Genomic DNA, 23,252 nt, shown 5'->3' with positions numbered 1-23,252 from the left:
CGGCAGGCATGCCAATAGCAACTCAAGCCAAAAGCACGCTGCCAAGCCCATCCCAAGAGCCCAGTGATTCGCAGATTGGTCATACACCGGTTCAGGAAAACATGTCGAAACAACAGTTACGCCAAGCAGCCAAACAGGAGAAGTACAGCATCTCGCACCTGAATACATTAGACAATTCAGAGCTTGTTGAATTGTTGAAGGAAATCAGTTGGACGCAAATCCCTGAGCTGTTTACTTACAACGACGACACCCAGGAATTTTATGAAGATCGGGAGCGGGTTCAGGCGATTATCGATGCCTTGCAAGAGAGTGGCAAGAACTTCACCAAGGATGACGAGCTAGGCATACATACATATGTAGAGGTTTTGCGTTCGGGTTATTATCTGGGTTATTACAATGATGAATTAAAGTATTTGATGGAGCCAAAGTATAAGCAAAACATTATTCCAGCACTTCAATCAATTACTTCCAATCCAAATTTTTCTTTAGGCACAAAGACCCAGAACGAAATCATCAGTTCTACAGGAAAATTAATTAGCAACACGACTGTTGATTCTGAGACAATCGGCCTTCTTTCAAAAGTAATGGAGGACTTTAACGACAATCGGGATAAATGGTCAGATGATCGCGAAGCAAGCGAGGCCTTTTACAGCGTCCTTCAAGGTGTTGGCTATGTTCTGATTTGGGGTGTAAATGATTCAGAAAGAGATGAGCTAAAAGGCAGCATCGACGCATTTCTCGACCCCATTTTTGACATGGCGGAAAATGGTGACACTTCCGCTGATCACGTATGGTTGACGAACAATGCCTTGTATTACACAGGGAAATTAGGAAGCTACTACAGTGATCCAGACAAAGCCAATGACATTTTGACGAAAGCGATGAAAACTTATAAAAAGTGGAGCGAGCCATACTTCACTGCCGCGCAACAAATCGAGGAAACATATGGCGAGGATGCCAATGGAAACAAAATCGACCTCGAGGAAATGAAAAAAGAAGGGAAAAAGCATTATCTTCCGCAGCAATTTACTTTTGATGGCGGAGCGGTTGTGTTCAAAACGGGAGATAAACTAACAGAAGAACAGGTTGAGCGCTTGTATTGGGCATCCAAGGAAGTGAAGGCACAATTTCATCGTGTCATCGGCAATGACAAGGAGCTAGAGAGTGGTAATCCGGATGATGTACTGACTATTGTCATCTACAATACGCCTGATGAATATAAAATGAATCGCTTCTTGTACGGATACGACACAGATAATGGTGGCATCTACATTGAGGGTACCGGCACCTTCTTCACCTACGATCGGACAAAAGAACAAAGTATCTACAGTCTGGAAGAGCTGTTCCGTCATGAATTCGTCCATTATTTGCAAGGAAGATATGAAGTACCGGGCATGTGGGGACGTGGAGAGATTTATGAGAACAGCCGCTTGCCTTGGTATGAAGAAGGCGGAGCTGAGTTTTTCGCAGGTGCTACCCGAACAGAAGGAATCAAGCCTCGCCAATCAGTTGTAGGCAATATCCGAAATGCATCGTCTTATCTCGATTACACTGCGGCAGATATGATGCGTGCCAAATATGGAACCCTTGCATTCTACGACTATTCATTCGCACTTCAGTACCATATGTTCAAGAATGATTTTGCTCGTCTGGATAAAATCAATGATACGATCCGTTCCAATGATGTATCAGCTTATGATGACTTGATCGAAGATTTCAGCCGTGATCGCGCTCTTGAACGTGGCTATCAAGAAACGCTAGAAGAATTGATCGACCAGTATGAAGAGTTGGATGTCCCTCTCGTTTCAGATGATTACTTACAAAAAGTGGACGTTACGAGCAAAGAAGAGGTTTATCGTCAAATCGCAGAGGTTGCCTCTCTGACCGACGTAAAAACAGATGAAAAGGACTCTGAGGAATTCCGCAGCTTCACGTTGCGTGGGGTCTATACGGGAGGAGCTTCCCAAGGGGAATATCAGGATTGGCAAGAAATGAATCGCCTCACAGATGGATTCCTCAAGGAGTTATCGGATCTTTCCTGGAATGGCTATGACACGGTTACAAGCTACTTCACCAATTATCGTACGACAAAAGATGGACGCTTTGCCTATGATGTCGTGTTCCACGGGAAGCTGGCTCAAGAAGATGGCTCCGAAACGGAACAGCCAAATCCAAATCCAGATCCTGAAGAATCTTCCATTTCATTAGGTAAACCGATCACTGGTATCATTCATCCACAAAAACCGAGTCAGGAGTTCCGTCTCGCTGTGAAATCAGCCCAACAGCTTCAAGTAGAGATGGAAACGAAGCAAGGAGATGGCGTAGCATGGCTTGTATTCCACGAATCCGATAGAGAAAACTACATCTCCTATCCCACCAAGCGTGAAGGCAACAAGCTGATCGGATCATTCGATGCGAAACCAGGGACTTACTATGTGACCGCTTATACATATCGTACAGGACAAGAGGACCAACCGTTTACCTTATTGGTTACGGGTGAAGATAGCCCGCAAGAGCAACTCTATCAAGAAAGCGAGAGCAATGATTCTACCGAGCAAGCAAATGGTCCATTGCCGATAGGTACGACTGTTTCAGGTGACATGAAAGGAAACGACTGGCAAGATATCTTTGCCTTCCAGGTAGATAAACCAGAAGAAATACGTATTTCTCTGAACCCTCAGCAGGGACAAGGTGTGACTTGGATGCTATTCCACGAAGGAAATCAAGATCAGCCTGTAGCGTACCCGCAAGAGATAGAGGGAAATCTGCAAAGTGCCCATTATCAAGTAATGCCTGGCCGTTACTACTTGTATGTGTACAAATATCAAAATGAAGACGTTATGTATACGGTAGAGACCAAGCAGCGCTAATCTACAAAACAAAAACACCCCCAAACGAGCTACAAAAATCGTTTGGGGGTGTTCGTTTCTCTCTTGTTTTATTTACAGTTATCGGCGTTTTGTAATTCGCCCAGAGCCCCCTACCTTCGTTCGTGGAGGCGATTTACTTTTCGGCGGGGAAAAGCTCGAGCGTTTAGATGAGACAGATCCACTCGACTTCGACGATTGCCCGCTGGAAGAACGAATAATTTTACCTGAACTACCGCTAGAAGACGACTCCCCCTGCTTCTTGAAAAGGCTGCCGTCAGAACCTACCGTACCATCCGTGTTCTTCGCATTACTCCGTTTGAAAATACTTCCCGTACCCTCTTTGGTAATCGGGGGCGCTACTTTTTTGTCCTCGGTTGTAGGCACGCGATACGTTCCGGAAGGCTTGTATATGTCCTTGCTAGAGTAGCCACGATAGCTGCCCTTTGTACTTTTCTTTAGCCCGTCGAATAAATCATCCAGTACGCTGGCTACAATGTATCCCTGCAAAAACGAAGAATCGTAGTTTTGCCGGACGTACTCTTTGCTGTCGACCTCGATCAACGTATCCGTCGGCTTGGCAGCGTCTTGCTGTAGATGGTATATCTCGTCCGGGTAAATGAGGAACATATGCTGCGGATCTTCTTTGGAGATTTCATCTGGTGTATTCTGCTCCGCCAGCTCCAAGGCTACTTCCGGTACAGTCTTGTCTTCCGCACGATAGACGCGTGACGACTGTCCATTGTCCTTGGTAGAGACAGACTCAAGCGGATATGTCTCGCCAACCGCAGGACTGCCACAACCCGCTAGCGTAAGGAGGAACAACGCCGGAATCAGCAGGAGCTTGATTGATTTCATCCATGGATTTGGCATGTACTTGTCCCTCCTCTCTATGTGCTACGCAGTACCTGCACGTCCGCTGGCAGAACACTTTCTCCCTCATAGAGCATGAAACGGCCATCCTGCCACTCGATTCGCAACAATTGGCGCTGATCCGATTGGAATTGCCAGATGTACTGCTCCCCTGATGTGTGAAACGGCGCTTTCCCCACAGTCTGGACGGAGCCATTATATTGCTCCTCCAAATGGTAGGTAACATCGTCCATCTCGATTGTAGTTGGTACTTCGTCTATTGAATCCAGTCGTCCATCAATCACGCTATACAAATGATAGACAATCTTCTCCCGTTCCTCGATATACAGGTAGCGAATGGTCGTTCCATCCTGCAACGTAAGCATTGTGGCTTTGCGACTCGCATTGCTCGCCTTCCCTATTACTTGATAGGTAACGAGCGATACATCGACCACATCACCCGGTCCCACCGTCAGGATGCTCTTCTCCGGTGCAGGAGGCTCATGCTTGGCAAAAATGTTTTGGATTCGCTTCATCAAACTCATGCTGTACTCCCTTCCCTATCACGTCTTACAGACATGCAGCCAAAATCAAGGCACCCACGAGATGGAATGAACCAGCCATCATGGCATGTGCCACTTTTCCTTCCTGCGTCCCTTTTTCCAAGTCCAGTCCGGCCACTTGCTTTAACAGCCACTCCACGATTCTCTCCAAAAGGAACAGAATGATAAATGAGAGCACAGAAACGAGCAGTGCTGTCCACAATAGGTTGGAGGTAATAATAGATTGCGATAAGATGTATCCTTGCGCAAACAGCTTCATGACAAAACGCGTCGTGACCGCGATGTTTCCATTTTTGATTTCCGTGATGTCCTTGTATTTCGTAAACAACGAATCGATCCACATCAAAACAAAAAGTAAAATGCCGCCGGCTCCTGTCCAAACCAGCATTCCTAGTATTTCTGTCCACGTCAAAGCGAATCACTCCACTTTCGTCAAGGTGTTTAAGGTCTGAAAAAAAGGGAAACCGCCAGAAGCGGTTTACCCCTCATATTTTTTCAACAGAGCAGCCAGTTCGTCCTCAACGGCTTGATCCTTATTCAGCTTCGCAATTTCATCATCTAAAGAGCTCTGTTTTTTGTAAATCTCGCCGCTGGCTTCTGCTTCTGCTTCCATTTGCAGTGCTTTTTCTTCCATGCGTTTCAAGCCAGACATAGCCGAGTTCGTGTCGAAGCCACCCATCGCCTGGTTGATCGTCTTTTGCGCTTTGGCTGCATTGACGCGAGCAACTAATGTTTCGCGCTTGTTTTTCAGCTCGGTAATCTGTTTTTTCATTTCAGCCAGCTTCTCGCGCAATCCATCGGCTGCCAGCTTGTTTTTCTCGTAGCTATCCTTGTATTCGTTCATTTTCTGCTCGGCGGCTTTCTTTTCTTCCAGAGCACGTCGAGCCAGATCGATGTTCTGCGCTTGTGCTGCGATATGAGCTTGCTCATCACGCTTTTTCACCAAGGCTTCCTGTTCTTCATACAGCACCTTGAATTTCTTTTCCAAAGCAATTTGGGCGGCAACCGCTTTCTCTGCTTCATTCAAGTCTTCTTGCATATCACGCAAATACTGGTCTGTCATTTTGATTGGATCTTCTGCTTTCTCAATCAAAGCGTACAAATTGGACATGGTCAAATCACGCAGTCTTTTAAAAATGGACATGGAATATTCCTCCTTAAGTACCTGCTAGGTAGTTCGGCCTAAATTTGCCGTCCCCGTTATACCTGTATTTACGATCATTACGCAAGTAAGTTTCAACAATTTATTTTTTTATTGGATTACTGCTCGAAAGTAAGTTCGCCCGATTCTACACTTTTCAAAATAAGCTTTGCTTGAAATTGTGTCCCATCCTGACGTTCAAGCTTCATTTTTCCTGTTTTGCCTTTTTCAATGAGTGCTTTAATCTGTGTATCCGTCAGCATTCGCCCGTAGTTCTCTTTCCATATAACGAATTTACAGCCCACGTTGTAATTCGAACAACCGTAACCTTTGCGTCCCATGAAAATGGAGCCTCCGCAACCCGGTCGTGGACATTTGGTGATGATACTCGAAGTTGTACTAGCGGTCTTTGCTACCGTTCGAGTTGAAGCCTTTGTTGTGGCATTCCTGCCGCCTGATCTGTCTGTACTTCGCCCGCTAGCTCGTCCTCTTGTTTTCGAAGATCCTTTTTGAGTGGTACTCTCACTCTCAAACAAGGTCTTCTCAGCACGAGATTGTACGCGAACCTTTTCTACGATCATCGTAGCGAATTTCTTCACATTCTCCATAAATTGCCCGTCGGAGGCGGTCCCTCGGGAGATCTCATTCAAGCGGCGCTCCCAATGCCCCGTCATTTCAGGAGAGGTTAATAGTTCGATACCTGCTCCCCTAATCAATTCGATAACTGTACGGCCTTTTAGCGTAAGTTGAACCCTTTTCCCCTGCATTTCAACGTATCCGACCTTTTTCAGTCGTTCGATGGTAGCGGCACGAGTTGCCGGGGTTCCCAGACCAGATTCTTTCATCGCATCACGCAGTTCCTCGTCCTCGATTTGCTTGCCTGCGCTTTCCATGGCCTTTAGAAGCGTCCCTTCCGTAAAGTGCTTGGGCGGCTGTGTTTCTTTCTCCTTTACCATCGCATCCGAGCATACTACGCTGGCATCAGATTGAATGATAAAAGGCTCGTTCACTTCAATCTCTTCTTTGTCCTCTTCTTCTTTGGCCGAACCTTTCACATTCTTGGGCTTTTCCTTCTGCTGATCGGCATAAATAATCTTCCAACCGAGACTTTTCCGTTCTTTCACCGACGTTTTGAACAATTCATTTTCCACATCGGTTATGACCGTATGCATCTTATATTCAGCTGGTGGATAAAACTGTGAAAGAAAGCGGCGCACGATCAAATCGTATAACTTCTGCTCATCTGGCGTAAGCCCTGAAGCCTTACGATTTGTCGGCAGGATGGCATGGTGGTCGTCTACTTTTGCTGGATTACATATAAATTTGTTGCCTTTATGAACCAAACTACGGTTTGCACCCTTTACTAGGTCGTCATATCCAGTGCCTTGCAAGGACGACAAGGTGTTGTGCATTTCGGGAATATTTTGCTCTGTCACATAGTTGGAATTCGTCCTCGGATAAGAAATCACTTTGTGTTTTTCATAGAGTGCCTGTGCTAAATCCAAGGTTTTCTTGGCGGAAAAACCGTACTTGCCATTGGCCTCACGTTGCAGCAACGTCAGGTCATACAACTTAAACGGATACTCCTTGGTATCCTTTACTTCGTAGGATGCTATCCGCCCTTGTTTTCCTTTCACTTTACGAGCCAACATTTCCGCTTTAGATGGATCGGTTAAGCGATCACCTTGCCAAAGACCCTTGTACGTCCTCTCACCCTGCGAAAAATGCCCTTCCACTTGAAAAAACGTAACCGATGAGAAAGCCTCAATTTGCTTCTGTCGATCATAAATGAGAGCAAGGACAGGGGTCTGTACTCGTCCGACAGAAAGGAGCACGTTATGTTTGGTCGTAAATGCGCGTGAGCCATTCATCCCGATTAGCCAGTCGGCCTCACTACGAGCTTTTGCTGCCCTCGTTAAGTTTTCATAGGCTGCGGCATCCTTCATCTCCGCAAATCCTTTCCTGATCGTTTCAGGGGTCAAGTCCGAGATCCACAGTCTTTTAACGGGGTGGCTCAATTTTAGATGTCGCTGAATGAGTGAAAAGATGTGTTGACCTTCCCGCCCGGCATCGCATGCATTAATCAGCTGATTGCTTCGTTTGGCCAACTGCCCGATCATTTTTAGCTGATCGAATGTTTTCCGATTGGGCACTAGCTTAAATGGATTAGGAATGATAGGAAGATCATTGATGTTCCACTTTTTATATTTTTGGTCGTACGCCTCCGGTTCCGCTAGTTCAATTAAGTGCCCGATTGCCCACGTAATAATGTATTTTTCACCTTCTAAATAGGTGCGGTGATTTTTAGCTTTAGGATCTATTGCGGCGGCAATATTTCGTCCCATGTCAGGTTTTTCCGCAATAATTAGTGTCTTCAAATGATAATCGCTCCTTCTAAAACTCTCTAAGCAACCCGTCGAGGATCAGTCTTACGTTCTGGATTCCTCTCTATTTTACTACAAGTTAGCTAAGTATTCTCGTTCTGGCTGCGACAGCCCACTCGATTTTTGCCAACGCCTGACAATACGCTTCACTCATTTCTGCTGAATTTGCTGTCTCCTCCGTCTGAGTCAGCACACGCCAAACATCACTCTTGTTTTTATACCAGTCTAACTCCTTTGGCGGTTCATGGTGGATAGGCTTCCAAACTTGGCGCAACGTTGGGGAAAATAGTCGCTTTGCCCCTGAACGCAGCTGACAGTTCATTAGTTTTACCTGATAGGGCTTGCCAGGAGCTGTATCATTCACATCGTGAAAGAGATGGGGCCAATAATCTTTTCGCGAACCTGTGTGTGGCTGTTCCAATGCCCAAGTGTACGCTGTCTCCTGCCTATTCGTACCACCGAACAGCAGACTGTACAGCCTTTTTCCCAAGCTGATTCTCTCCGGTAAGGAGGCAAAATGAAACACTCGCTCACCCGCGAGCTGCAAGGAGCTACCCTGCACATCAGCCACTTTCCGATAGGGAAGCAAGATCATATTCAGTTGCAAAAGCTCCTGCAGGGCAAACGGGATTGTGCGGACCACTGAATTTTGATAGGCCGGGTCTTTCATGACCTGTTCTTCCAAGTAGTTTTGTTCATTGATAATCAGTCCAATGGTGAGCAGCTCTTTGTCAGTGGTCTTCCAGAAATGATCCCAAATCGCCTGCATAAAAGTAGAGACGCCCAAATGAGGCAGTATATAAAAAAGGTTGGTCTGTCGCCTGACACTCTCTTCATACAGTAACAATTGAGGGTACGCATCGTGAAAAATCAGCCAGTTTCCCCGCTCCAAAAACGAAAAATAATCCTGCTGCTCTTTTGTTCGCAGCAAGCGAGGCAATAATTCTCCCCTCAAATCGGTCATACTCCATCCAGCATTGCGCGATACGAGATGGGCCAATAGCGCCCAATGAATTTGTGGATGCTTTTGATAAAACGACAAATAGGCGCGCGTTCTGTCGATATTGTCACGGTTGTGGGCGAGCGTCTCCTGTCTAATCCGCTCTACCGTCTTTTGATCTTGTGCTGGCAATGGTGCTGTTGCCGTACGGACTTTCCCCATATTTTTGGCAAGCGGCAAGCGAGATGCGTATTGGTACCACGACAAACCCATCGATGCTCTTCCCCCTCTCTTCCTTTGGTGCCGTATTTTATCGGGAGGTGAATGAGTTGCGTGAAGTCCAGCAAGAAATTAACCGCATTCAAGCCTTTTTGTTACAACGCCAACAAGAGGATGGCACTTGGCGCTTTTGTTTGGAAAGTTCACCGATGACAGATTCTCACATGATCATCCTATTGCGCACGCTGGGTATTCATGATGAGCGTTTAATGGAAAAGCTCACTGCTCACATCAGGTCTCTCCAACACGATAATGGGGCATGGAAGCTGTATCCTGACGAGCATGAAGGCCATCTATCTACGACAATTGATTCGTATTACGCCCTTCTGCTATCAGGCAAATACACGAAGGACGAACCGAGAATGGCTCTGGCTCGCTCGTTTATTTTGGAAAAGGGTGGGCTGACACAAGCGAACATGCTGACCAAATTCTCTACAGCCTTGACAGGCCAATACCAGTGGCCCTCGCATTTTCTTGTTCCCGTCGAGATTGCTCTATTGCCCCCGAGCTTCCCTGTCAGCTTTTACGATTTTGTTGGCTACGCACGTGTCCATCTTACCCCCATGATGCTTGTGGCTGATCGCCAATATGTAAAAAAGCCTGACGATGCGCCAGACTTGTCCGATTTATACGCAGATACACCAATCACTCGCGGGCTATATCCGCATCGCGTCCTAGATCATTTCCTCAAAGAGGGCCAATCCTTCCTCGCTACCATCCACGATTCCTTGCAGCGTCTCCCCTTTTTACCCGGACAACTACACAAGCTCGCCCTACGGCGCCTGGAACAATACATTCTGGCGCGAATCGAGCCGGACGGAACTCTGTACAATTATTCGACCTCTACCTTTTTCATGATATTTGCGCTGCTCGCTCGGGGGTATTCTCCGAAAGACCCACTCATCCAAAAAGCGATGCAGGGACTTACGAATAGTGTCTACGAATATAAAAACGGCGCACACTTGCAGCTAGCTACCTCAGCCGTCTGGGACACGGCGCTCTTGGCTTCTTCTCTGCAAAAAAGCGGACTTTCTACTACACATCCCGCGATTCAAAAAGCAAATCGTTACCTTCTCCAAAAGCAGCAGCATACGTACGGTGACTGGAAAATCCGCAATCCAAAAGGAAAGCCTGGCGGTTGGGGCTTTTCTGACTACAACACCATGAACCCGGATATTGATGATACGACGGCAGCTCTGCGCTCTCTGCGCCTGCTCGCCCGTACGGATATAACAACAGCAGCCGCTTGGAATCGCGGTCTCGAATGGCTATTATCCATGCAAAACGACGATGGGGGCTGGCCCGCTTTTGAACGAAATACAGATGCTGATTTCATTCGCCACCTGCCGATCGAAGGTGCCGATACCGTCAGTACAGATCCCTCCTCTGCCGATTTGACAGGGAGGACCTTAGAGTTCCTCGGAAACTATGCCGGACGAACATTGACTGACCCACATGTAGAAAAAGGAGTCCGCTGGCTTCTCAGACATCAAGAGTCCGACGGCTCCTGGTATGGACGTTGGGGAATTACTTACCTATACGGTACATGGGCTGCGATTACCGGGCTGATGGCGATTGGCTTTTCCCCTACTGATCCCGCCATTCAAAAAGCGGTTGCGTGGCTGGTTGCCATCCAAAATCCCGACGGAGGCTGGGGAGAATCTTGCCAAAGCGACCAGAAAAAAATGTACGTCCCCCTCGGAGCAAGCACTCCCTCGCAGACGGCATGGGCAATCGATGCACTGATAGCCGTGTCACCAATGCCGACAGCAGAGCTTCAACGAGGGATTCACTATTTGCTCACTCACAATCAAGCAAATGATTGGACGACTCGCTACCCGACTGGCGGGGGACGTCCTGGCGGCACTTACTTTGCTTATCACAGCTATCGTTGGATTTGGCCGTTGCTGGCTCTGAGCCACTATCAGACGAAATACGCGAACACGTAAAGAACACCTCTACCCTCTTCGCAAGCCAAGGTCTAACGGCTGGAGAGGAATCTGGGGGGAATAAATCACGGTGTGTGGCGGCGTATCAAATATAGAGTAGCAAGAAAGGACATCGGTGTCCCCAATCAGCACAATCGACGACTTCGTTACACCACCAAAGCTGAAATCACCGACGTCTATTTTTTTATTCGTCACCTTCATATTCATGGAACTTTATCTCCTTTTCCTAAAACTCGGGCCTATCCATACATCGTATGCTGCTTACATTGATTCGGTCGCAAAAACAGGTATGAACACCCAATGGCCTACGACATACAATACAGAGAGGATCTCTCCCAAAAGGATGTGCCGAACATGCCAGCATTCGTTGGAGTCATCAATGTAAACAACGTGGGCGGCGTTTTCAATGTCGGAGACGTCCGTAAAATCGCACCTACCACTTATGCCAAAACCTTCGCGGGTGGAGGATCATTCAATTCTGGTACCAATCTGTCCTTTAAAATTCCACGTAGCGTCGTCTACGTCAATGAACAATCCGATAATGATATCCCGCTTTTTGTAGAAGAAACGAACGATTTCAGGGCAAAGGGACGAGATTTCGCATGAATTTTTTTGTGACGCAACATATCGTAATCAATTCGCTCAAGATCGAAGGCATAAGCAACTCTTCGGTGTGCCAAATCGGAAGCGCAGGGATTATCAAGCCCGTTTCCAAGCTGTACAACACCGGCGGATTCACAGAACCAGCTCCACAGGTGGGGCCTCTGCCCACAAGCGGTTTGGAAGAATTCGTGCCCCTCATTCCATTGGTTCAGCCTTCACCTGTTCGCTCTGGCACTCTTAGATGAAGAAGGATGGTCGTCATGTACATGGATCCCGAAATGATGCAATATTTTCAACAGTTACATGACTATATACAATTGCAAAACGATAAGATCGAGAAATTGAAGCAAATGATTGAACAGCTGCAGCAAGATGTAAATGATCTCAAGGAAAAACAGATTCCTTCCGTCATCAAAAACGAGTACAAATTCGATCTGCTAAAAGTTGAGCGACTGGAAGGAACTCTCAATATCGGCTTAAACCCGAAAGGAAATGATGCAGGAATCGGTGATTTTTCCATCAATCAATCGATGGATGTCCCTAATCCGCACCAAAGCAATGCCCCACTTTTTGACCGTGTCCAGAGAGAAATTTATCAATACTTGGAGCAAGATGCCTACCTCGTTCTTGAAAGAATCGAAACTGAGTGCAACTATCCACTGGATAATAATTATCGTGCCTTTATCTTGGATGACATTAAAAAGCAGATCGACCAACGGATTAAGTATTACCTGAGCGAGCTCCCCACCGAAGAACTAGAACCAGAGCAGCTCGATGCTTTCGTGCAAAATACGGTCCAAAAAGTGAAACGGGATATCAACAAGACCTGCGAAACATTCGTGAAAAATTTGCCTCGTGAGGTGAACGAACCATGATGAGGTATCAAGTGATAAACGAAGCCATTTGTGTAAAGAAGGTCTCAATCAGTGCTCTCACTTCTGCCGCTTCCTTGTTTATTGGGGACACACAGACAGTAGACCTCAGAGCGATTTATGAAACGCCACCCGAAAAAATGATTGTCGGAGCCTCGATCCCGATTGCTACTGCGCTGCCTGCTTCATAAGGAGGGTTGTCACCATGTACCGAAGGACCAGTCATGTCCGTAAGCTGGATGTTCTCTCGGTCGATACCTCATCTGTTCTGCAAATAGGTGATTCCCGGCAGATTGATGCTGTCGCAAACATATTAGCCGTCCAACGTGAGCAGGCCATCTTCTATGAAAATGAATTTATGTTTGAGAATTACTCGGCCTTTTCCGTTCCTTTAACTCCTCCTAGTCTCTCAGATCCTATTTGCATCGATACGTTTCACGACTGCCCGTACATTTTCATTCGAAAAGTGGAAGTCCCTTTCTTAGCAGGATCCTCCGTTGTCCATGTTGGTTCGAACGAATCCATAAAACTCGAAACACGAGTCGTAAATATTCGTCACATTTTCCAAGAAGAGCCGAAAACTGGAGGGAGGGGGTAAGCTGTGCCTTCTGTCATTGGAGCTGTCAATATCAATAATAATTCGGGTACAGTTAACTTCGGAGATACGCTCAACATATCGCCAAAAACAGCCGCCAAGACATTCTCCGGTTCAGGAGGCGGCAACACAGGTAACGTCGTCAACACGCTCAATGGTGTCAACGCAACGAATACACTGGACCCCAATGTCGTCGATCAACCGATGTTTGGGAACATCTAATCCCTGCAGTGTTAATGGCTTTTCATTGACACTGTTTTTATTTTGGCTAAAAAACGAAACAAAAAAGGAGGCACAAGGCCCCCTGACTACAATATTTCAATATAACCTTCTGTTCCATGCACGCGAATTCGTTGCCCGTCTCTTATCAGAGTGGTAGCATTTTCCACACCAACAACTGCTGGCAAGCCATATTCACGCGCGATAACTGCCCCATGGGTCATCAGTCCACCCACTTCGGTGACAAGACCTTTTATGGATACAAACAACGGTGTCCAGCCAGGATCAGTAAAGGAGGTGACTAATATATCTCCATCTTCTAGATCAGCATCTTCCATGTTTAAGATGACTCGTGCTCGCCCCTCTATAATCCCGGAAGAAACAGGTAGACCTACAATCGCATTGGCTGGTATATTTTCCCGTTTATACTTACCTGCAATGATTTCACCATCAGACGTGATTACACGTGGGGGAGTCAGTTTTTCAAAAAACTTGTAATCGTCTTTTCGTTTGCTGATGATCTGAACATCCAAATTGTTTGTGCGTACAACCTCGTGAAGTTCTTCAAAAGTGAGGTAGTATATATCTTCTTTTTCATAAATAACGCTTGCTTGTACGAGTTGCTCGGCTTCTTTCAGTAAAGCCTGCTTATTAACGAAGTAGCGATTCACCATGCCGTATTTTGGATATTCTCGGTAGCCGATGAAATTCCGGATGAGGTCGATCATTTGTTTTGTTTCTTTGGCTTTTTGTTCACCATCCGGTAATTGCTTCAATCGATCTAATAGCTCTTGCTCTTTTTCCAAAGCTTCCCGTCGCCCTTGTTCGAATTTCCGATTTCCAGCATTCGGCTCAAAGTTTTTAATGTTACCTAGAATCATAGGGACAAGCGTCATTGGTTTTTCACTCCAACGCGTTTTCGTTATATCGATTTCTCCGGCACATCGCATTCCGTATTTCGTGAGATAAGCATAGATTGCGTCTTGTGTTTCCTGTCCACCTTCAAACTGAACCAGTTCATCCAAAAAGTTATCTTCTTTTACATGCTGTAAGAAATCAATTACTTCTGGATAAGGGCGAACGACATCTGCAACATCCATGAGTGCCAGCCCCATTTCCGAAGTAATATTGTGTGTCACAGATTGAGAAAGCGTGTCTGCTACGTTTTTTTCCCCCAACCACTCGTTCATTTTTTCGTTGATCCATTTTGAAGCATTCATAGCAGCCGTAATCACACCTATGTTTTGTGGATCAAATAAAATCTTCTTTAATTGCTGGATGTCTTCTCTAATAAAATCAAATAAATCCGGTCCTGATTTCGTTTGGATGTTATGCTTTACCTCTTCGATCGATGCTTGACTACGCTTAACCAAATCAGAAACAATTGTCGGATCGTTTTCGAATTGTTCTTGAAAACCCAAAGATGACATACCTTTCTTGCTTTTACCGGGACTCTGTTCTATTTTATCTATGGGTAACAATGGTATAAAATCTCCTCGCTCTAATACGGTCATAAGCGCGTCTTTTATAAGCGGATCGGATTGTCCCAGGGTATCTAATATGAGTTGTCTGCTGTCAGGTGAAGCTAGCATATTTGTAACATCAACAAACAGCCTTCCACCCGCTTTTCGCATAGGGGCAGGAGTCGTTAACAGGAAAAAAGACAGTCCCAATGGTTTCATGGGGTCAGTCATCATTTGTTGATGACCAACAGATACATAGACATGATTTTCTTGATCATTCGCTTCAGGGATGGGGTATAAAGTCGTGATGGGACGACTCTGGACAATAGAAAAAGTATCATCAACCAAACACCATTCGATATCTTGTGGGCAACCAAAATAAGCTTCGATCTGTCTTCCAATGCGTGCCAGTTGTAATATTTGTGGTTCAGTAAGTGTTTGGGTCTTTTGCTGATCAGGATCGATCTGCTGTGTCTCTGTTCCACCTTCTTTTCGTCCATAGATAGCCAATTTTTTGGTTGCTATCCTCTTATCGACGATTTCCCCTTCCTGCACTTTATAACAATCAGCAGATACCAGGCCAGAGACCAGTGCCTCTCCAAGTCCAAAACTGGCGTCGATTGATAGCAACTTCCGGTTGGAAGTAATGGGATCAGCGGTAAATAAAATACCGGAAGCCTGTGGGAAAACCATTTTTTGAACGATAACGGATAAATAAACGTGACGGTGGTCAAATCCATTTTGCATCCGGTAGATTACCGCGCGATCCGTAAATAGGGAAGCCCAACATTTGCTGATGTGCTGCAATATTGCTTCTTTGCCAATAATATTTAAATAGGTGTCTTGTTGACCTGCAAAAGAGGCATGTGGTAAATCTTCAGCAGTCGCACTGGAACGCACTGCATAAGCATGCTCCTTTCCGAATTGGGAGAGATAGTGAGTAACGGCTTTCACAACATCGGAAGGAATTTCTACTTCCATAATGATTTGTCGAATCTTCCTGCTGATTTCACCAATTTGATCTCGATCTTGTACTTTTAGCATGGCTAGTCGATCCAACAAAGCATGATACGTTTCGTTTTGTTCGATGGCCTTTTGATATCCCACTGTTGTCACACAAAATCCTTCCGGTACTTGTATTCCTTGAATTTTTGACAATTCCCCTAAATGTAACCCTTTTCCGCCAACGAGCAAAAGCTGCGTTTTTTCCATCTCCTGAAAACTGAGAACCAATGAACTCATTCAATATCTCTCCTAACCATTAAATTGAGAAAAAACATTTGACAAGAGTTCACCAGCATGGTACGATTATGGTGTAAGATGCTATATTTATGACTACATATACAAAAAACAGTCGTGATCTGATTATATCATCGTGTCTGTTTATGTGCAATAAAAAAGAACCTGGTAGACATATCCAGGTTCTTTTTTGATTTTTACACGCTCGCTTTAAATGTTGTTTTTCGTTCGTTCGCAGCTCCATCACGCATCAAATAGATTTCTAACACCCCGTCTTGATACTGGGCCTTCATCCCTTTTGAACTAACGGAAACCGGTAAAGCCAGCTTGCGATAAAAGGGGCCATAGCTTCTTTCCCCTTGTGTACGGAGACCCTGGTGCTCACTTTCTTTGATGATCCCCTTGACCTCCAGCAACCGTTGGTCGGAGAGGGTAATCTCCAGACTATCGCGATCGAAGCCCGGCAGTTCACAGGAAACAATGACCATTTGCTCTGATTGGAAAATATCCGAGGCTGGGGAAAAATGCGAATCGTCTACCTGCATGAAACGCATCGGTTTTTCCTTCGTCTTTTTTTTCCCCTTTTTCACGGGTGGTACATTTGGCGCGGCGGCGGTGGCCGTCTTTTGTGCTGCTTGCTTATTGAGCGTCGCGATATTCTCCCAAAAGTTCGTATCCAGCACCTGCCCCATCTGGCTCAATGCTTTCCACGGATGATCTGGGTCAATGCCGAGCTTGGACAAACTTTCGGATGCTTTTTGTAACTGTTTCATGGTCTCTTGCAGGTTTTTCATCACTTCCGCACTCCCTCCCCAGCAAAGGCAAGACTGTCTTGGTACGATAGAATATGTGCTTTTGCCTGGGGGGTGTGCTCAAGATCATCCAGTTTGCCCTACATCAGCGCTATCTGTAGCTGGTGTAGGCGGAGCCAAAATATCTGGTGGTGGCATATTACTATCCGTCGACTCAGGATTGGATTCGCCGCCATTTCCATCTGGTACAGTCGGCGGTGTTACAGGCTCCCGTGTTGATTCTGACGCCGGATTTGGTGGTGGTGTGGCTGGTTTTTGTGTTTTTGGCTGCTCTTTTGTACCTGTCGTGGGCTTGGGCTTTTGAGCTGGTGTTCTCTTCTCTGCTTTCATTTCGACCTTGGCTACTTCCGCTACAGCTGCATCACTGAGCTGTTCGCTTAGTCCAGCTACACCCACTTCTGTTTGCAAGGCAGTTCGAACAGCTTGCATGTTCTCCCTCGGCCACAAGGAATAAGGAGAGCTCCAGATCGCCCCATTATCCAAAGTAACCATGTTGCTTGACGAAAAGGTGGCAAAATCGAGTGCCAATCCTTTTATTTGGTTTTGTGAGAGATCGGTTTTGATATGTTGACCAACGGTATCCAATACGGCTGTCAAACTCGATATCCCATCCAGAGACATGCTCTTTTCTGCCACAGCTCGGATTACCTGCTGCTGTCTGCGATTGCGATCGAAGTCGCTCGAGTTGTAAGCGTCTCCACGTCTGTCGATGCGATGACGGACGAAGCCGAGTGCCTGCTCTCCGTTCAATACTTGTTTCCCTTTTTTCAAATTACGGTATACACCTTGCTTCGGCAATTCGTATACGAGATCGCGATCTACATCAACCGTAATCCCGCCCAGCTTGTCAATGACTGCTGTGAAGCCCTCAAAGTCAAGCTGCACGTAATGCTCAACCGATATTCCCAGCATGTGATTCAATGTTTTTTTGAGCATCGTCATGCCATTTTCTGTAACAGGTTTCCCTTTGATTTCCGCATCTTTCCTGATATTTTCCCCTAATGCAAATACTTCATTGACCTTGTGATAGCCTGGATATCCTGGGATTTGAACGCGGGTATCACGGGGCAACGATACCATGCTCAGCTTTTGCGTAACCGGATTGGCGACTGCGACGACGAGGACATCCGTGTTCAACATGCCGATGTTTTTGCGCGTATCCACCCCGACGATGACAAAGGCGATTGATTTCTTTTGTTCGTACGGCTTTTCTACTACAGGTTGATCCGGTAGCTTGTAAGGGTCTTGCGTTACGATGTCCAGTGTCTTGTTAAACTGGTTGAGGGCGAAGCCTGCTCCTACGGCCAACAAACAGAGGAATAAGCAACCCGCCAAGAGCAGATACATCCGCTTGCTTCGCTGGCCACGCTTGATTCGTTTACGCGGCTGTTTTGCAGGAGCTTTAGGCTTGTCATTCTTGGCTTGCACGTTCGGTTCACTCCTTTTTAAAATCACGGGGTCCATAGTGCTTTGGGCTTTTCATTTTTCAATATATTCTGGAAAACTTTTGTCCTATTTTACCACAATCTTCCGGCAAAATGTAGAATCCTGCCGATTCAACTCGATCGGTTTTCCCTGAGAGTTCTTGCACTTGCGAATCGAAACAGGTAGTCTAAAACTGAGGAAAATCAGATATGAATAAGGGAATCGGAGGGACTTGAGAGTGGAACACATACAGGTGCTGATCGCAGGTGGCGGCATCGCAGGGTTGTCCGCAGCAATATGGTGCCAACGATTAGGTCTTTCTTGTCTTCTTATCGAAAAAACGGATAGACTCGGCGGCCAATTGCATCACATTTACAACGAGATTACCGACTTTCCGCCCCTTGTATACGACCAGGGAGCTGCCCTTGTAAAGGTACTGATCGCACATCCTTTCATCCAGCAGCCAAACATACGATTGAACGAAGCCATACTTTCCATTGATCGGGAAACGAAACAGGTAATCACTTCGAAATCCGTTTATCGTGTCGACACTCTACTCATCGCCACAGGAGTTGGCTGGAATGAAATACCGGCCCTAGCTGATTGTCCGAGCGTCCTGACTCCTTGGTTTTCTACAACTGCCCAAGCGCACACCATCACCGGTCAAGATATCGCCGTTATTGGCGGCGGAGATCGAGCATTAGAGAGTGCAGCAAATTTGAGCTTCCATGCCCGACAAGTTTATCTGTTGGTTCGGAGCAGTGAGTGGCGTGCTCGTCCCGAATGGCAAAAGAAAATCACAGGCCTACCCAACATCCAAGTCCTGTGGGAAACACAAGTAACTGACTATCAGGACGAAGAGGCACGGACGGTTCTGACACTCACCTCTACGCGCACAGGCAATCCAGAGACGATCGTAGTCGATTGGATTCTGCCACGAATTGGTGTTCATGGAAACACAGCGGGTCTCGAAGGCTTAGACACGTTTGGTGATGACTATTTGCAAACAGATTCGTATCAACGAGTGAACTCTCCATGGATATACGCAGTCGGAGATGTGAGCAACGGAGCCGCTTATGCGAGTTTGGCACTGGCAGTTGGTCAAGCGATGAAGGCAGTCAAGCATATTTCCTTGCAAATTCAAAACAATAGATCAATGAGCCTGTAGAAGGAGAGCTTTGCATGTACGCTTTTTACGACGATTTCGGCTTACCTGTCAAGCTAACCTTTTCCCCCGAAGAGTATCGTAACCACCAAGCAGGTCACGTGCTGATCTTCGCTTTTTATCAGGGAAAGCTGTTATTTACTCGCCATCGTACACGCGGTGTAGAGCTACCAGGGGGAAAAGTAGAAGCGGGTGAAAACAGCCTGGCCGCAGCAGTTCGAGAGGTCTATGAAGAAACCGGCGCCATTCTAGAAGGGATTGAGCGCATCGGACAGTACACCATCGACAACTCGATGCGAAAAGACATTTATATCGCAAAGGCAGCGCATTATACGAACCAGCCAAGCGGCTCAGATGTGCTTGCCACCATTTTATTTGCGGATATCCCGCGAGATGTAAAAGGCAATCAAGAGTTTAGTCGCATTCTGCAAGATGATGTGTATCCACTCGCACTCGAACGAGCTTTACGTCATCCCTTTGCGGAGTCCTAGCCATCATAAACAGGTTCGTCCCTGTCGCTCCCCGGTATTGTACTCGGTGAGAATGACCGACAGAGACAGCCTGTTTATTGTTTTTCCTTTTCCTTCTTTCCCGACAACACACGCTTGACGAGCTCATTTGGATCAAAGCCATACTTTTCGATGGCTCTCTCACGTTGTACCTCGTGTACCGTTTCTGGTTCAATTCCCAGTACCTCTGATATTTGCCTCCACCCATTCGTCTCGCTGTCTTTTGTCCCTTGTCCTTGCTGCTCGACCTGCTTGGGCTTCAAGAAAAAGATCGCAAGCACGGCGAAAACGAGCGATAAACCTGCGATTGATAGAAACATGACTGTCCGAGAAATCCCGAGCAACCAGGTAAAAATAGGTGGGCCGATCGCAACACCGATAAAACGGACACCGCTATACAAAGAAGTAATCATGCCTCGCTCTGTTTTTTGTACGGCCCCAACGATCATGGAGTTCAAGCACGGTAAAATCATTCCCGTCCCCGCGCTGCCGATGACCAAAATGCCAATCAGGACATAAGCCCCTTTGACAAAGCTGGCCAGAATGTAAGACGTAGCCAGCAAAAACATACCGATAATCACAAACAGACGCATCAGCTTCAGCTTCTTTTTGATGATGATTCCTGTCACATATGCCGCGATACTCATCATAAGCAAGGGAATCGCCAAAAAGAAGCCTTTAATGACACCATCGATCTTGTATTTTTCCTCCAGTAAATCAGACAGGTAAAACAGGACACCAAACAACGTGAACAAGCAGATGCTCCCAATAAAAAACGCGGGGACAAGCCATTTTCCATGCTGTTTAAATACCTGCGCGATCGAATGCATGTACTGCTTGACGGGGAGCGGCTTCTTATCCTGTTTCTTTTCCTTGGTCAGAAATAAAAACATCAGGAGAACGACACCGCAAATAATTGGAAAAGCTAAAAAGACCATGTACCAAGAAATGAGAGCAAGCAAGGAGCCAAAAATCGGACTTAATACTTTTCCCATCCCGTTTGATGTCTCCAACAGCCCCAATGCCCTACTCTCCGAGGCACCATCGAACAGATCCCCTACCAATGCCATTGCAATGGGCGCTGTCCCGGCGGCCCCGATCCCCTGCAAGACTCGCCCTCCCATGATAGCCATATAGGGTTGATCTATCCACAACGCGGCAAGCCCTGCAAGCAAACCACCAAGACCGTACAAGGCAAGGGAGATGATAATGACAATTTTTCTCCCAAATCGATCTGACAAATAGCCGGCAAAAGGAATAACAATACCTGCTGCAATCGAAAAAGCAGTGATCAACAAGCTCGTCTGTAAGGCGGTGAGCTTCATTTCTGTTTTCATTGTAGGCAGTACAGGGATCAGCATCGAGTTGCCTAACACCATAACTAATGGAACCCCGACAAGCCCAATCAGGTTTTTCGCATTTTGTGCCATACGAAACTCCTTGTCTTACGCATAAGCGCTACCGTCCCAGCGCAACGCGTTAATAGTCTCCCAGTCAGGTTCAACGCCTATTCCCACGCCAGTAGGAAGCGTCACTTCGCCATTTATGGGTCGCAGCGGAAACAATTGTGAAAACGGGTTCTCCATGACATCCCATTCGACAGGCTCAATCGGATCGCTATCCATCTTGGTCCATGCCAGCAAGCACGCCTGTGCAAATAACGTATACAATCGTGCCAGTGATCCGTCAAAGGAATGTGGAGACACGCGATAGCCAAACTGACGGGCCATTTGTAGATGCGTTCGATAATCGTCAATGCCCCCCGTATGCATCAGGTCAGGCTGAGCAATATCGATGGCGCCCCCCTCATACAAGGGCAAAAACTGTGCGCAGCGAATCAAGTTTTCTCCACCAGCAAGCGGGATGGATAATGACGAACGAAGCTTGATATACTCGTTTGTACGATCCATGGGCATCGGCTCCTCCAGCCAAAGCCAATTTCCATAACGGGAAAAAAGCCCTTCCCACTTCCTTGCAGTCGCACTGTCGTAGCTCTGATTGGCATCTACCGCTACTTGAACTTGTTCGGGAAGCAAATTCATCAGTTTTTCGATGTGCGTCTGATCCTCTTGAACAGAGCGTCCGCCAATCTTTACTTTCACCATCTTGAAGCCGTCGTCGACTTGCTGGCTGACTTGCTTCCATGACTGCTGCATCCAGTCTTCTGTTTCACGGTAGGATTGGAGGGAGGCATAAACCGGAATACCAGAATGAATCTGGCCTCCCCACAGTTGACAAACAGATAGCCCCGCCGCTTTCGCCAAAATTTCCGTAAGTGCCATACTGACACCTGAAGCCGATCGCTGATGCCACTTTCCTATGACATCGACAATGGCTACTCTGTTGTCCACCTGCTTACCCAGCAAGTACGGAATGATGCGCTCACAAAAGCCCTTATGGAGCGTCGGCAGCCAGTCGATAATTTCTCCCCAGCCATCTATTCCAGCCCTTGTGATAATCCGAATGAGATAACTGGTTCGATAACGCTTATACCCATTCGCATCGCCGTAAGCTTGCGATAGACGATGCAGTAGCGGATACGTTTCCACTCGCTCAATTTGCAGGTCAATGACCGCTATCTGCTCATGAGTAGTCATCCAATCCCTCTCGTTCTGCTTGCTCTCCTTCGTAATCGTCATAGGAGAGGAAGTTTCCTTTCCCTTCTCCTTTTCTCATGTACTCCTCATACGTCCCGCTTCTCATAAAATGCACACTGTCCGGTCCATGATAGCCTTCAATATCGGTATAACCGATTTCCTCTACGGCTTCTACAAAGCCATCCGGCTCATTGCTCTCGATATACATTTCGTCGTAATCCGTTTTGTCGGGTTCCTGGTACGAGAAAGGCGTGCTGGATGTCCCCCATGACTCGACAATTTGCCAAGCATCCTCACCGTCGAATCCGTTCTGGCCTTCTTTTTCATCCAGAGATGTACGACCGAACGGCGGCTGCAAAAATTGTTCCTCAATCGGACGCGACTCGTTGATTGACGGCGCTGGTGCATGCTCCTTGCACGTTTGTGCCTGAGGCAGTGCTTCCAGTCGCTCCACAGGTATTTGCTCTCCACAGACCGTACACAGGCCGTAGGTGCCTTCCTCCATACGCAGTAGCGCCTGATCAATTTCTTTTAATGTCTCACGGTCGAGACTGTCTAGGGCCAAATCTTTTTCCCGTTCAAACATCTCACTGCCGATATCTGCCGGATGGTTATCGTACATGGCAAACTCCTGCAAAGAGGTTGTCATCGGTTCTCTCATGCCATAATGGTCCTGTACGCGGTCTTCCAGTTCTTTTTTCTGTTCCAGCAGCTTTTCCCGGAAGCTGGCCATCATCTTTTGGTCCACGCTGTACACCACCTTTGTTTGGTTTCCTCA

At 46.7% G+C, this 23,252-nt stretch carries 23 protein-coding genes; 10 read left to right on the top strand and 13 right to left on the bottom strand.

From position 1 onward, the window contains the following. Positions 1-2,870: collagenase (locus tag PMI05_RS04585; protein ID WP_007717790.1), on the top strand; the 2,870-nt coding region annotated here is incomplete at its 5' end. 78 nt (positions 2,871-2,948) lie between these two features. Here PMI05_RS04585 and PMI05_RS04580 read toward each other — a convergent pair. The 6 genes from PMI05_RS04580 to PMI05_RS04555 form a co-directional block, all read right to left on the bottom strand. Beyond that, entirely contained in the window at positions 2,949-3,740 is a 792-nt protein-coding gene (locus PMI05_RS04580) for a DUF4247 domain-containing protein (protein ID WP_007717786.1), read from the bottom strand. Positions 3,741-3,757: 17 nt separating this feature from the next. Further along, the gene (locus PMI05_RS04575) at positions 3,758-4,264 is read right to left on the bottom strand and encodes a DUF4178 domain-containing protein (RefSeq protein WP_007717784.1); all 507 of its coding nucleotides are present in this window, start codon (positions 4,262-4,264) and stop codon (positions 3,758-3,760) included. Between the two features lie 25 nt (positions 4,265-4,289). Continuing rightward, on the bottom strand, positions 4,290-4,694 hold the full coding sequence (locus PMI05_RS04570; RefSeq protein ID WP_007717777.1) for a DUF350 domain-containing protein: 405 nt from the start codon (positions 4,692-4,694) through the stop codon (positions 4,290-4,292). 66 nt (positions 4,695-4,760) lie between these two features. Then, positions 4,761-5,426, bottom strand: a complete 666-nt coding sequence (locus PMI05_RS04565) for a PspA/IM30 family protein (RefSeq protein ID WP_007717775.1) — start codon at positions 5,424-5,426, stop codon at positions 4,761-4,763. A 116-nt stretch (positions 5,427-5,542) separates the two neighbouring features. Further along, positions 5,543-7,801, bottom strand: coding sequence for a type IA DNA topoisomerase (locus PMI05_RS04560; protein WP_007717774.1), 2,259 nt, complete (start codon positions 7,799-7,801; stop codon positions 5,543-5,545). Positions 7,802-7,886: 85 nt separating this feature from the next. Next, positions 7,887-9,020: a DUF2515 domain-containing protein gene (locus PMI05_RS04555; RefSeq protein WP_007717773.1), complete on the bottom strand. Its 1,134-nt coding sequence runs from the start codon at positions 9,018-9,020 to the stop codon at positions 7,887-7,889. Between PMI05_RS04555 and shc the strand changes: the two genes are divergently transcribed. Continuing rightward, positions 8,993-10,975 (top strand): squalene--hopene cyclase, encoded by a 1,983-nt coding sequence (gene shc / locus PMI05_RS04550; protein WP_039960242.1) that lies wholly within the window; start codon positions 8,993-8,995, stop codon positions 10,973-10,975. The two genes, PMI05_RS04555 and shc, sit on opposite strands and share 28 nt — an antisense overlap. A gap of 9 nt (positions 10,976-10,984) precedes the next feature. Here the strand turns inward: shc and PMI05_RS04545 are convergent, their stop codons facing one another. Then, on the bottom strand, positions 10,985-11,182 hold the full coding sequence (locus PMI05_RS04545) for a hypothetical protein (protein ID WP_007717771.1): 198 nt from the start codon (positions 11,180-11,182) through the stop codon (positions 10,985-10,987). A gap of 147 nt (positions 11,183-11,329) precedes the next feature. On the opposite strand from PMI05_RS04545, the gene PMI05_RS04540 reads away from it, so the two are divergent. The 6 genes from PMI05_RS04540 to PMI05_RS04515 are packed head-to-tail and all read left to right on the top strand — an operon-like array spanning position 11,330 to position 13,267. Next, positions 11,330-11,581, top strand: coding sequence for a spore germination protein (locus tag PMI05_RS04540; RefSeq protein ID WP_016740748.1), 252 nt, complete (start codon positions 11,330-11,332; stop codon positions 11,579-11,581). Further along, positions 11,578-11,823 (top strand): spore germination protein GerPB, encoded by a 246-nt coding sequence (locus PMI05_RS04535; RefSeq protein WP_007717769.1) that lies wholly within the window; start codon positions 11,578-11,580, stop codon positions 11,821-11,823. The genes PMI05_RS04540 and PMI05_RS04535 overlap by 4 nt, the downstream gene beginning before the upstream one ends. Positions 11,824-11,838: 15 nt before the next feature. Further along, positions 11,839-12,453, top strand: a complete 615-nt coding sequence (locus PMI05_RS04530) for a spore germination protein GerPC (protein ID WP_007717768.1) — start codon at positions 11,839-11,841, stop codon at positions 12,451-12,453. Further along, positions 12,450-12,641, top strand: a complete 192-nt coding sequence (locus tag PMI05_RS04525) for a hypothetical protein (RefSeq protein ID WP_007717767.1) — start codon at positions 12,450-12,452, stop codon at positions 12,639-12,641. The genes PMI05_RS04530 and PMI05_RS04525 overlap by 4 nt, the downstream gene beginning before the upstream one ends. Before the next feature lie 14 nt (positions 12,642-12,655). After that, complete coding sequence (locus PMI05_RS04520; protein ID WP_007717766.1) at positions 12,656-13,048, top strand: spore germination protein GerPE; 393 nt, start codon at positions 12,656-12,658, stop codon at positions 13,046-13,048. A gap of 3 nt (positions 13,049-13,051) precedes the next feature. Next, entirely contained in the window at positions 13,052-13,267 is a 216-nt protein-coding gene (locus PMI05_RS04515; RefSeq protein ID WP_007717765.1) for a spore germination protein, read from the top strand. 86 nt (positions 13,268-13,353) lie between these two features. Here the strand turns inward: PMI05_RS04515 and ppsA are convergent, their stop codons facing one another. The 3 genes from ppsA to PMI05_RS04500 form a co-directional block, all read right to left on the bottom strand. Beyond that, positions 13,354-15,969: a phosphoenolpyruvate synthase gene (ppsA, locus tag PMI05_RS04510; protein ID WP_007717764.1), complete on the bottom strand. Its 2,616-nt coding sequence runs from the start codon at positions 15,967-15,969 to the stop codon at positions 13,354-13,356. 194 nt (positions 15,970-16,163) lie between these two features. Then, positions 16,164-16,760: an Hsp20/alpha crystallin family protein gene (locus tag PMI05_RS04505; protein WP_039960238.1), complete on the bottom strand. Its 597-nt coding sequence runs from the start codon at positions 16,758-16,760 to the stop codon at positions 16,164-16,166. Positions 16,761-16,844: 84 nt separating this feature from the next. After that, a complete protein-coding gene (locus tag PMI05_RS04500; RefSeq protein ID WP_007717762.1) occupies positions 16,845-18,206 on the bottom strand; it encodes an LCP family protein in 1,362 nt (453 codons plus the stop codon). 235 nt (positions 18,207-18,441) lie between these two features. On the opposite strand from PMI05_RS04500, the gene PMI05_RS04495 reads away from it, so the two are divergent. Next, a complete protein-coding gene (locus PMI05_RS04495; protein WP_007717761.1) occupies positions 18,442-19,371 on the top strand; it encodes an NAD(P)/FAD-dependent oxidoreductase in 930 nt (309 codons plus the stop codon). A gap of 14 nt (positions 19,372-19,385) precedes the next feature. Beyond that, complete coding sequence (locus tag PMI05_RS04490) at positions 19,386-19,859, top strand: NUDIX domain-containing protein (protein ID WP_007717758.1); 474 nt, start codon at positions 19,386-19,388, stop codon at positions 19,857-19,859. A 74-nt stretch (positions 19,860-19,933) separates the two neighbouring features. Here PMI05_RS04490 and PMI05_RS04485 read toward each other — a convergent pair whose 3' ends face one another. Genes PMI05_RS04485 through PMI05_RS04475 form a run of 3 tightly spaced genes read right to left on the bottom strand, consistent with a single transcriptional unit; the run spans position 19,934 to position 23,234 of the window. After that, the gene (locus tag PMI05_RS04485; protein ID WP_007717756.1) at positions 19,934-21,307 is read right to left on the bottom strand and encodes an MFS transporter; all 1,374 of its coding nucleotides are present in this window, start codon (positions 21,305-21,307) and stop codon (positions 19,934-19,936) included. 15 nt (positions 21,308-21,322) lie between these two features. Beyond that, positions 21,323-22,441, bottom strand: a complete 1,119-nt coding sequence (locus tag PMI05_RS04480; protein WP_369751192.1) for a mandelate racemase/muconate lactonizing enzyme family protein — start codon at positions 22,439-22,441, stop codon at positions 21,323-21,325. 19 nt (positions 22,442-22,460) lie between these two features. Then, complete coding sequence (locus PMI05_RS04475; protein ID WP_039960230.1) at positions 22,461-23,234, bottom strand: TraR/DksA C4-type zinc finger protein; 774 nt, start codon at positions 23,232-23,234, stop codon at positions 22,461-22,463. Positions 23,235-23,252 lie beyond the last annotated feature (18 nt).

Source organism: Brevibacillus sp. BC25 (assembly GCF_000282075.1).
Lineage (GTDB): Bacteria > Bacillota > Bacilli > Brevibacillales > Brevibacillaceae > Brevibacillus.
The sequence above is the reverse complement of the archived record's forward strand: the minus strand, read 5'-3'. Positions and strand labels throughout refer to the sequence as shown.

Excerpts from the sequence above, each read along its gene's own strand:
- PMI05_RS04580 (WP_007717786.1), bottom strand. The coding sequence starts at position 3,740 with ATGCCAAATCCATGGATGAAATCAATCAAGCTCCTGCTGATTCCGGCG.
- PMI05_RS04575 (WP_007717784.1), bottom strand. The coding sequence starts at position 4,264 with ATGAGTTTGATGAAGCGAATCCAAAACATTTTTGCCAAGCATGAGCCT.
- PMI05_RS04565 (WP_007717775.1), bottom strand. The coding sequence starts at position 5,426 with ATGTCCATTTTTAAAAGACTGCGTGATTTGACCATGTCCAATTTGTAC.
- shc (WP_039960242.1), top strand. The coding sequence starts at position 8,993 with ATGCGTATTGGTACCACGACAAACCCATCGATGCTCTTCCCCCTCTCT.
- PMI05_RS04555 (WP_007717773.1), bottom strand. The coding sequence starts at position 9,020 with ATGGGTTTGTCGTGGTACCAATACGCATCTCGCTTGCCGCTTGCCAAA.
- PMI05_RS04545 (WP_007717771.1), bottom strand. The coding sequence starts at position 11,182 with ATGAATATGAAGGTGACGAATAAAAAAATAGACGTCGGTGATTTCAGC.
- PMI05_RS04540 (WP_016740748.1), top strand. The coding sequence starts at position 11,330 with ATGCCAGCATTCGTTGGAGTCATCAATGTAAACAACGTGGGCGGCGTT.
- PMI05_RS04535 (WP_007717769.1), top strand. The coding sequence starts at position 11,578 with ATGAATTTTTTTGTGACGCAACATATCGTAATCAATTCGCTCAAGATC.
- PMI05_RS04530 (WP_007717768.1), top strand. The coding sequence starts at position 11,839 with ATGTACATGGATCCCGAAATGATGCAATATTTTCAACAGTTACATGAC.
- PMI05_RS04525 (WP_007717767.1), top strand. The coding sequence starts at position 12,450 with ATGATGAGGTATCAAGTGATAAACGAAGCCATTTGTGTAAAGAAGGTC.
- PMI05_RS04520 (WP_007717766.1), top strand. The coding sequence starts at position 12,656 with ATGTACCGAAGGACCAGTCATGTCCGTAAGCTGGATGTTCTCTCGGTC.
- ppsA (WP_007717764.1), bottom strand. The coding sequence starts at position 15,969 with ATGAGTTCATTGGTTCTCAGTTTTCAGGAGATGGAAAAAACGCAGCTT.
- PMI05_RS04505 (WP_039960238.1), bottom strand. The coding sequence starts at position 16,760 with ATGAAAAACCTGCAAGAGACCATGAAACAGTTACAAAAAGCATCCGAA.
- PMI05_RS04490 (WP_007717758.1), top strand. The coding sequence starts at position 19,386 with ATGTACGCTTTTTACGACGATTTCGGCTTACCTGTCAAGCTAACCTTT.
- PMI05_RS04485 (WP_007717756.1), bottom strand. The coding sequence starts at position 21,307 with ATGGCACAAAATGCGAAAAACCTGATTGGGCTTGTCGGGGTTCCATTA.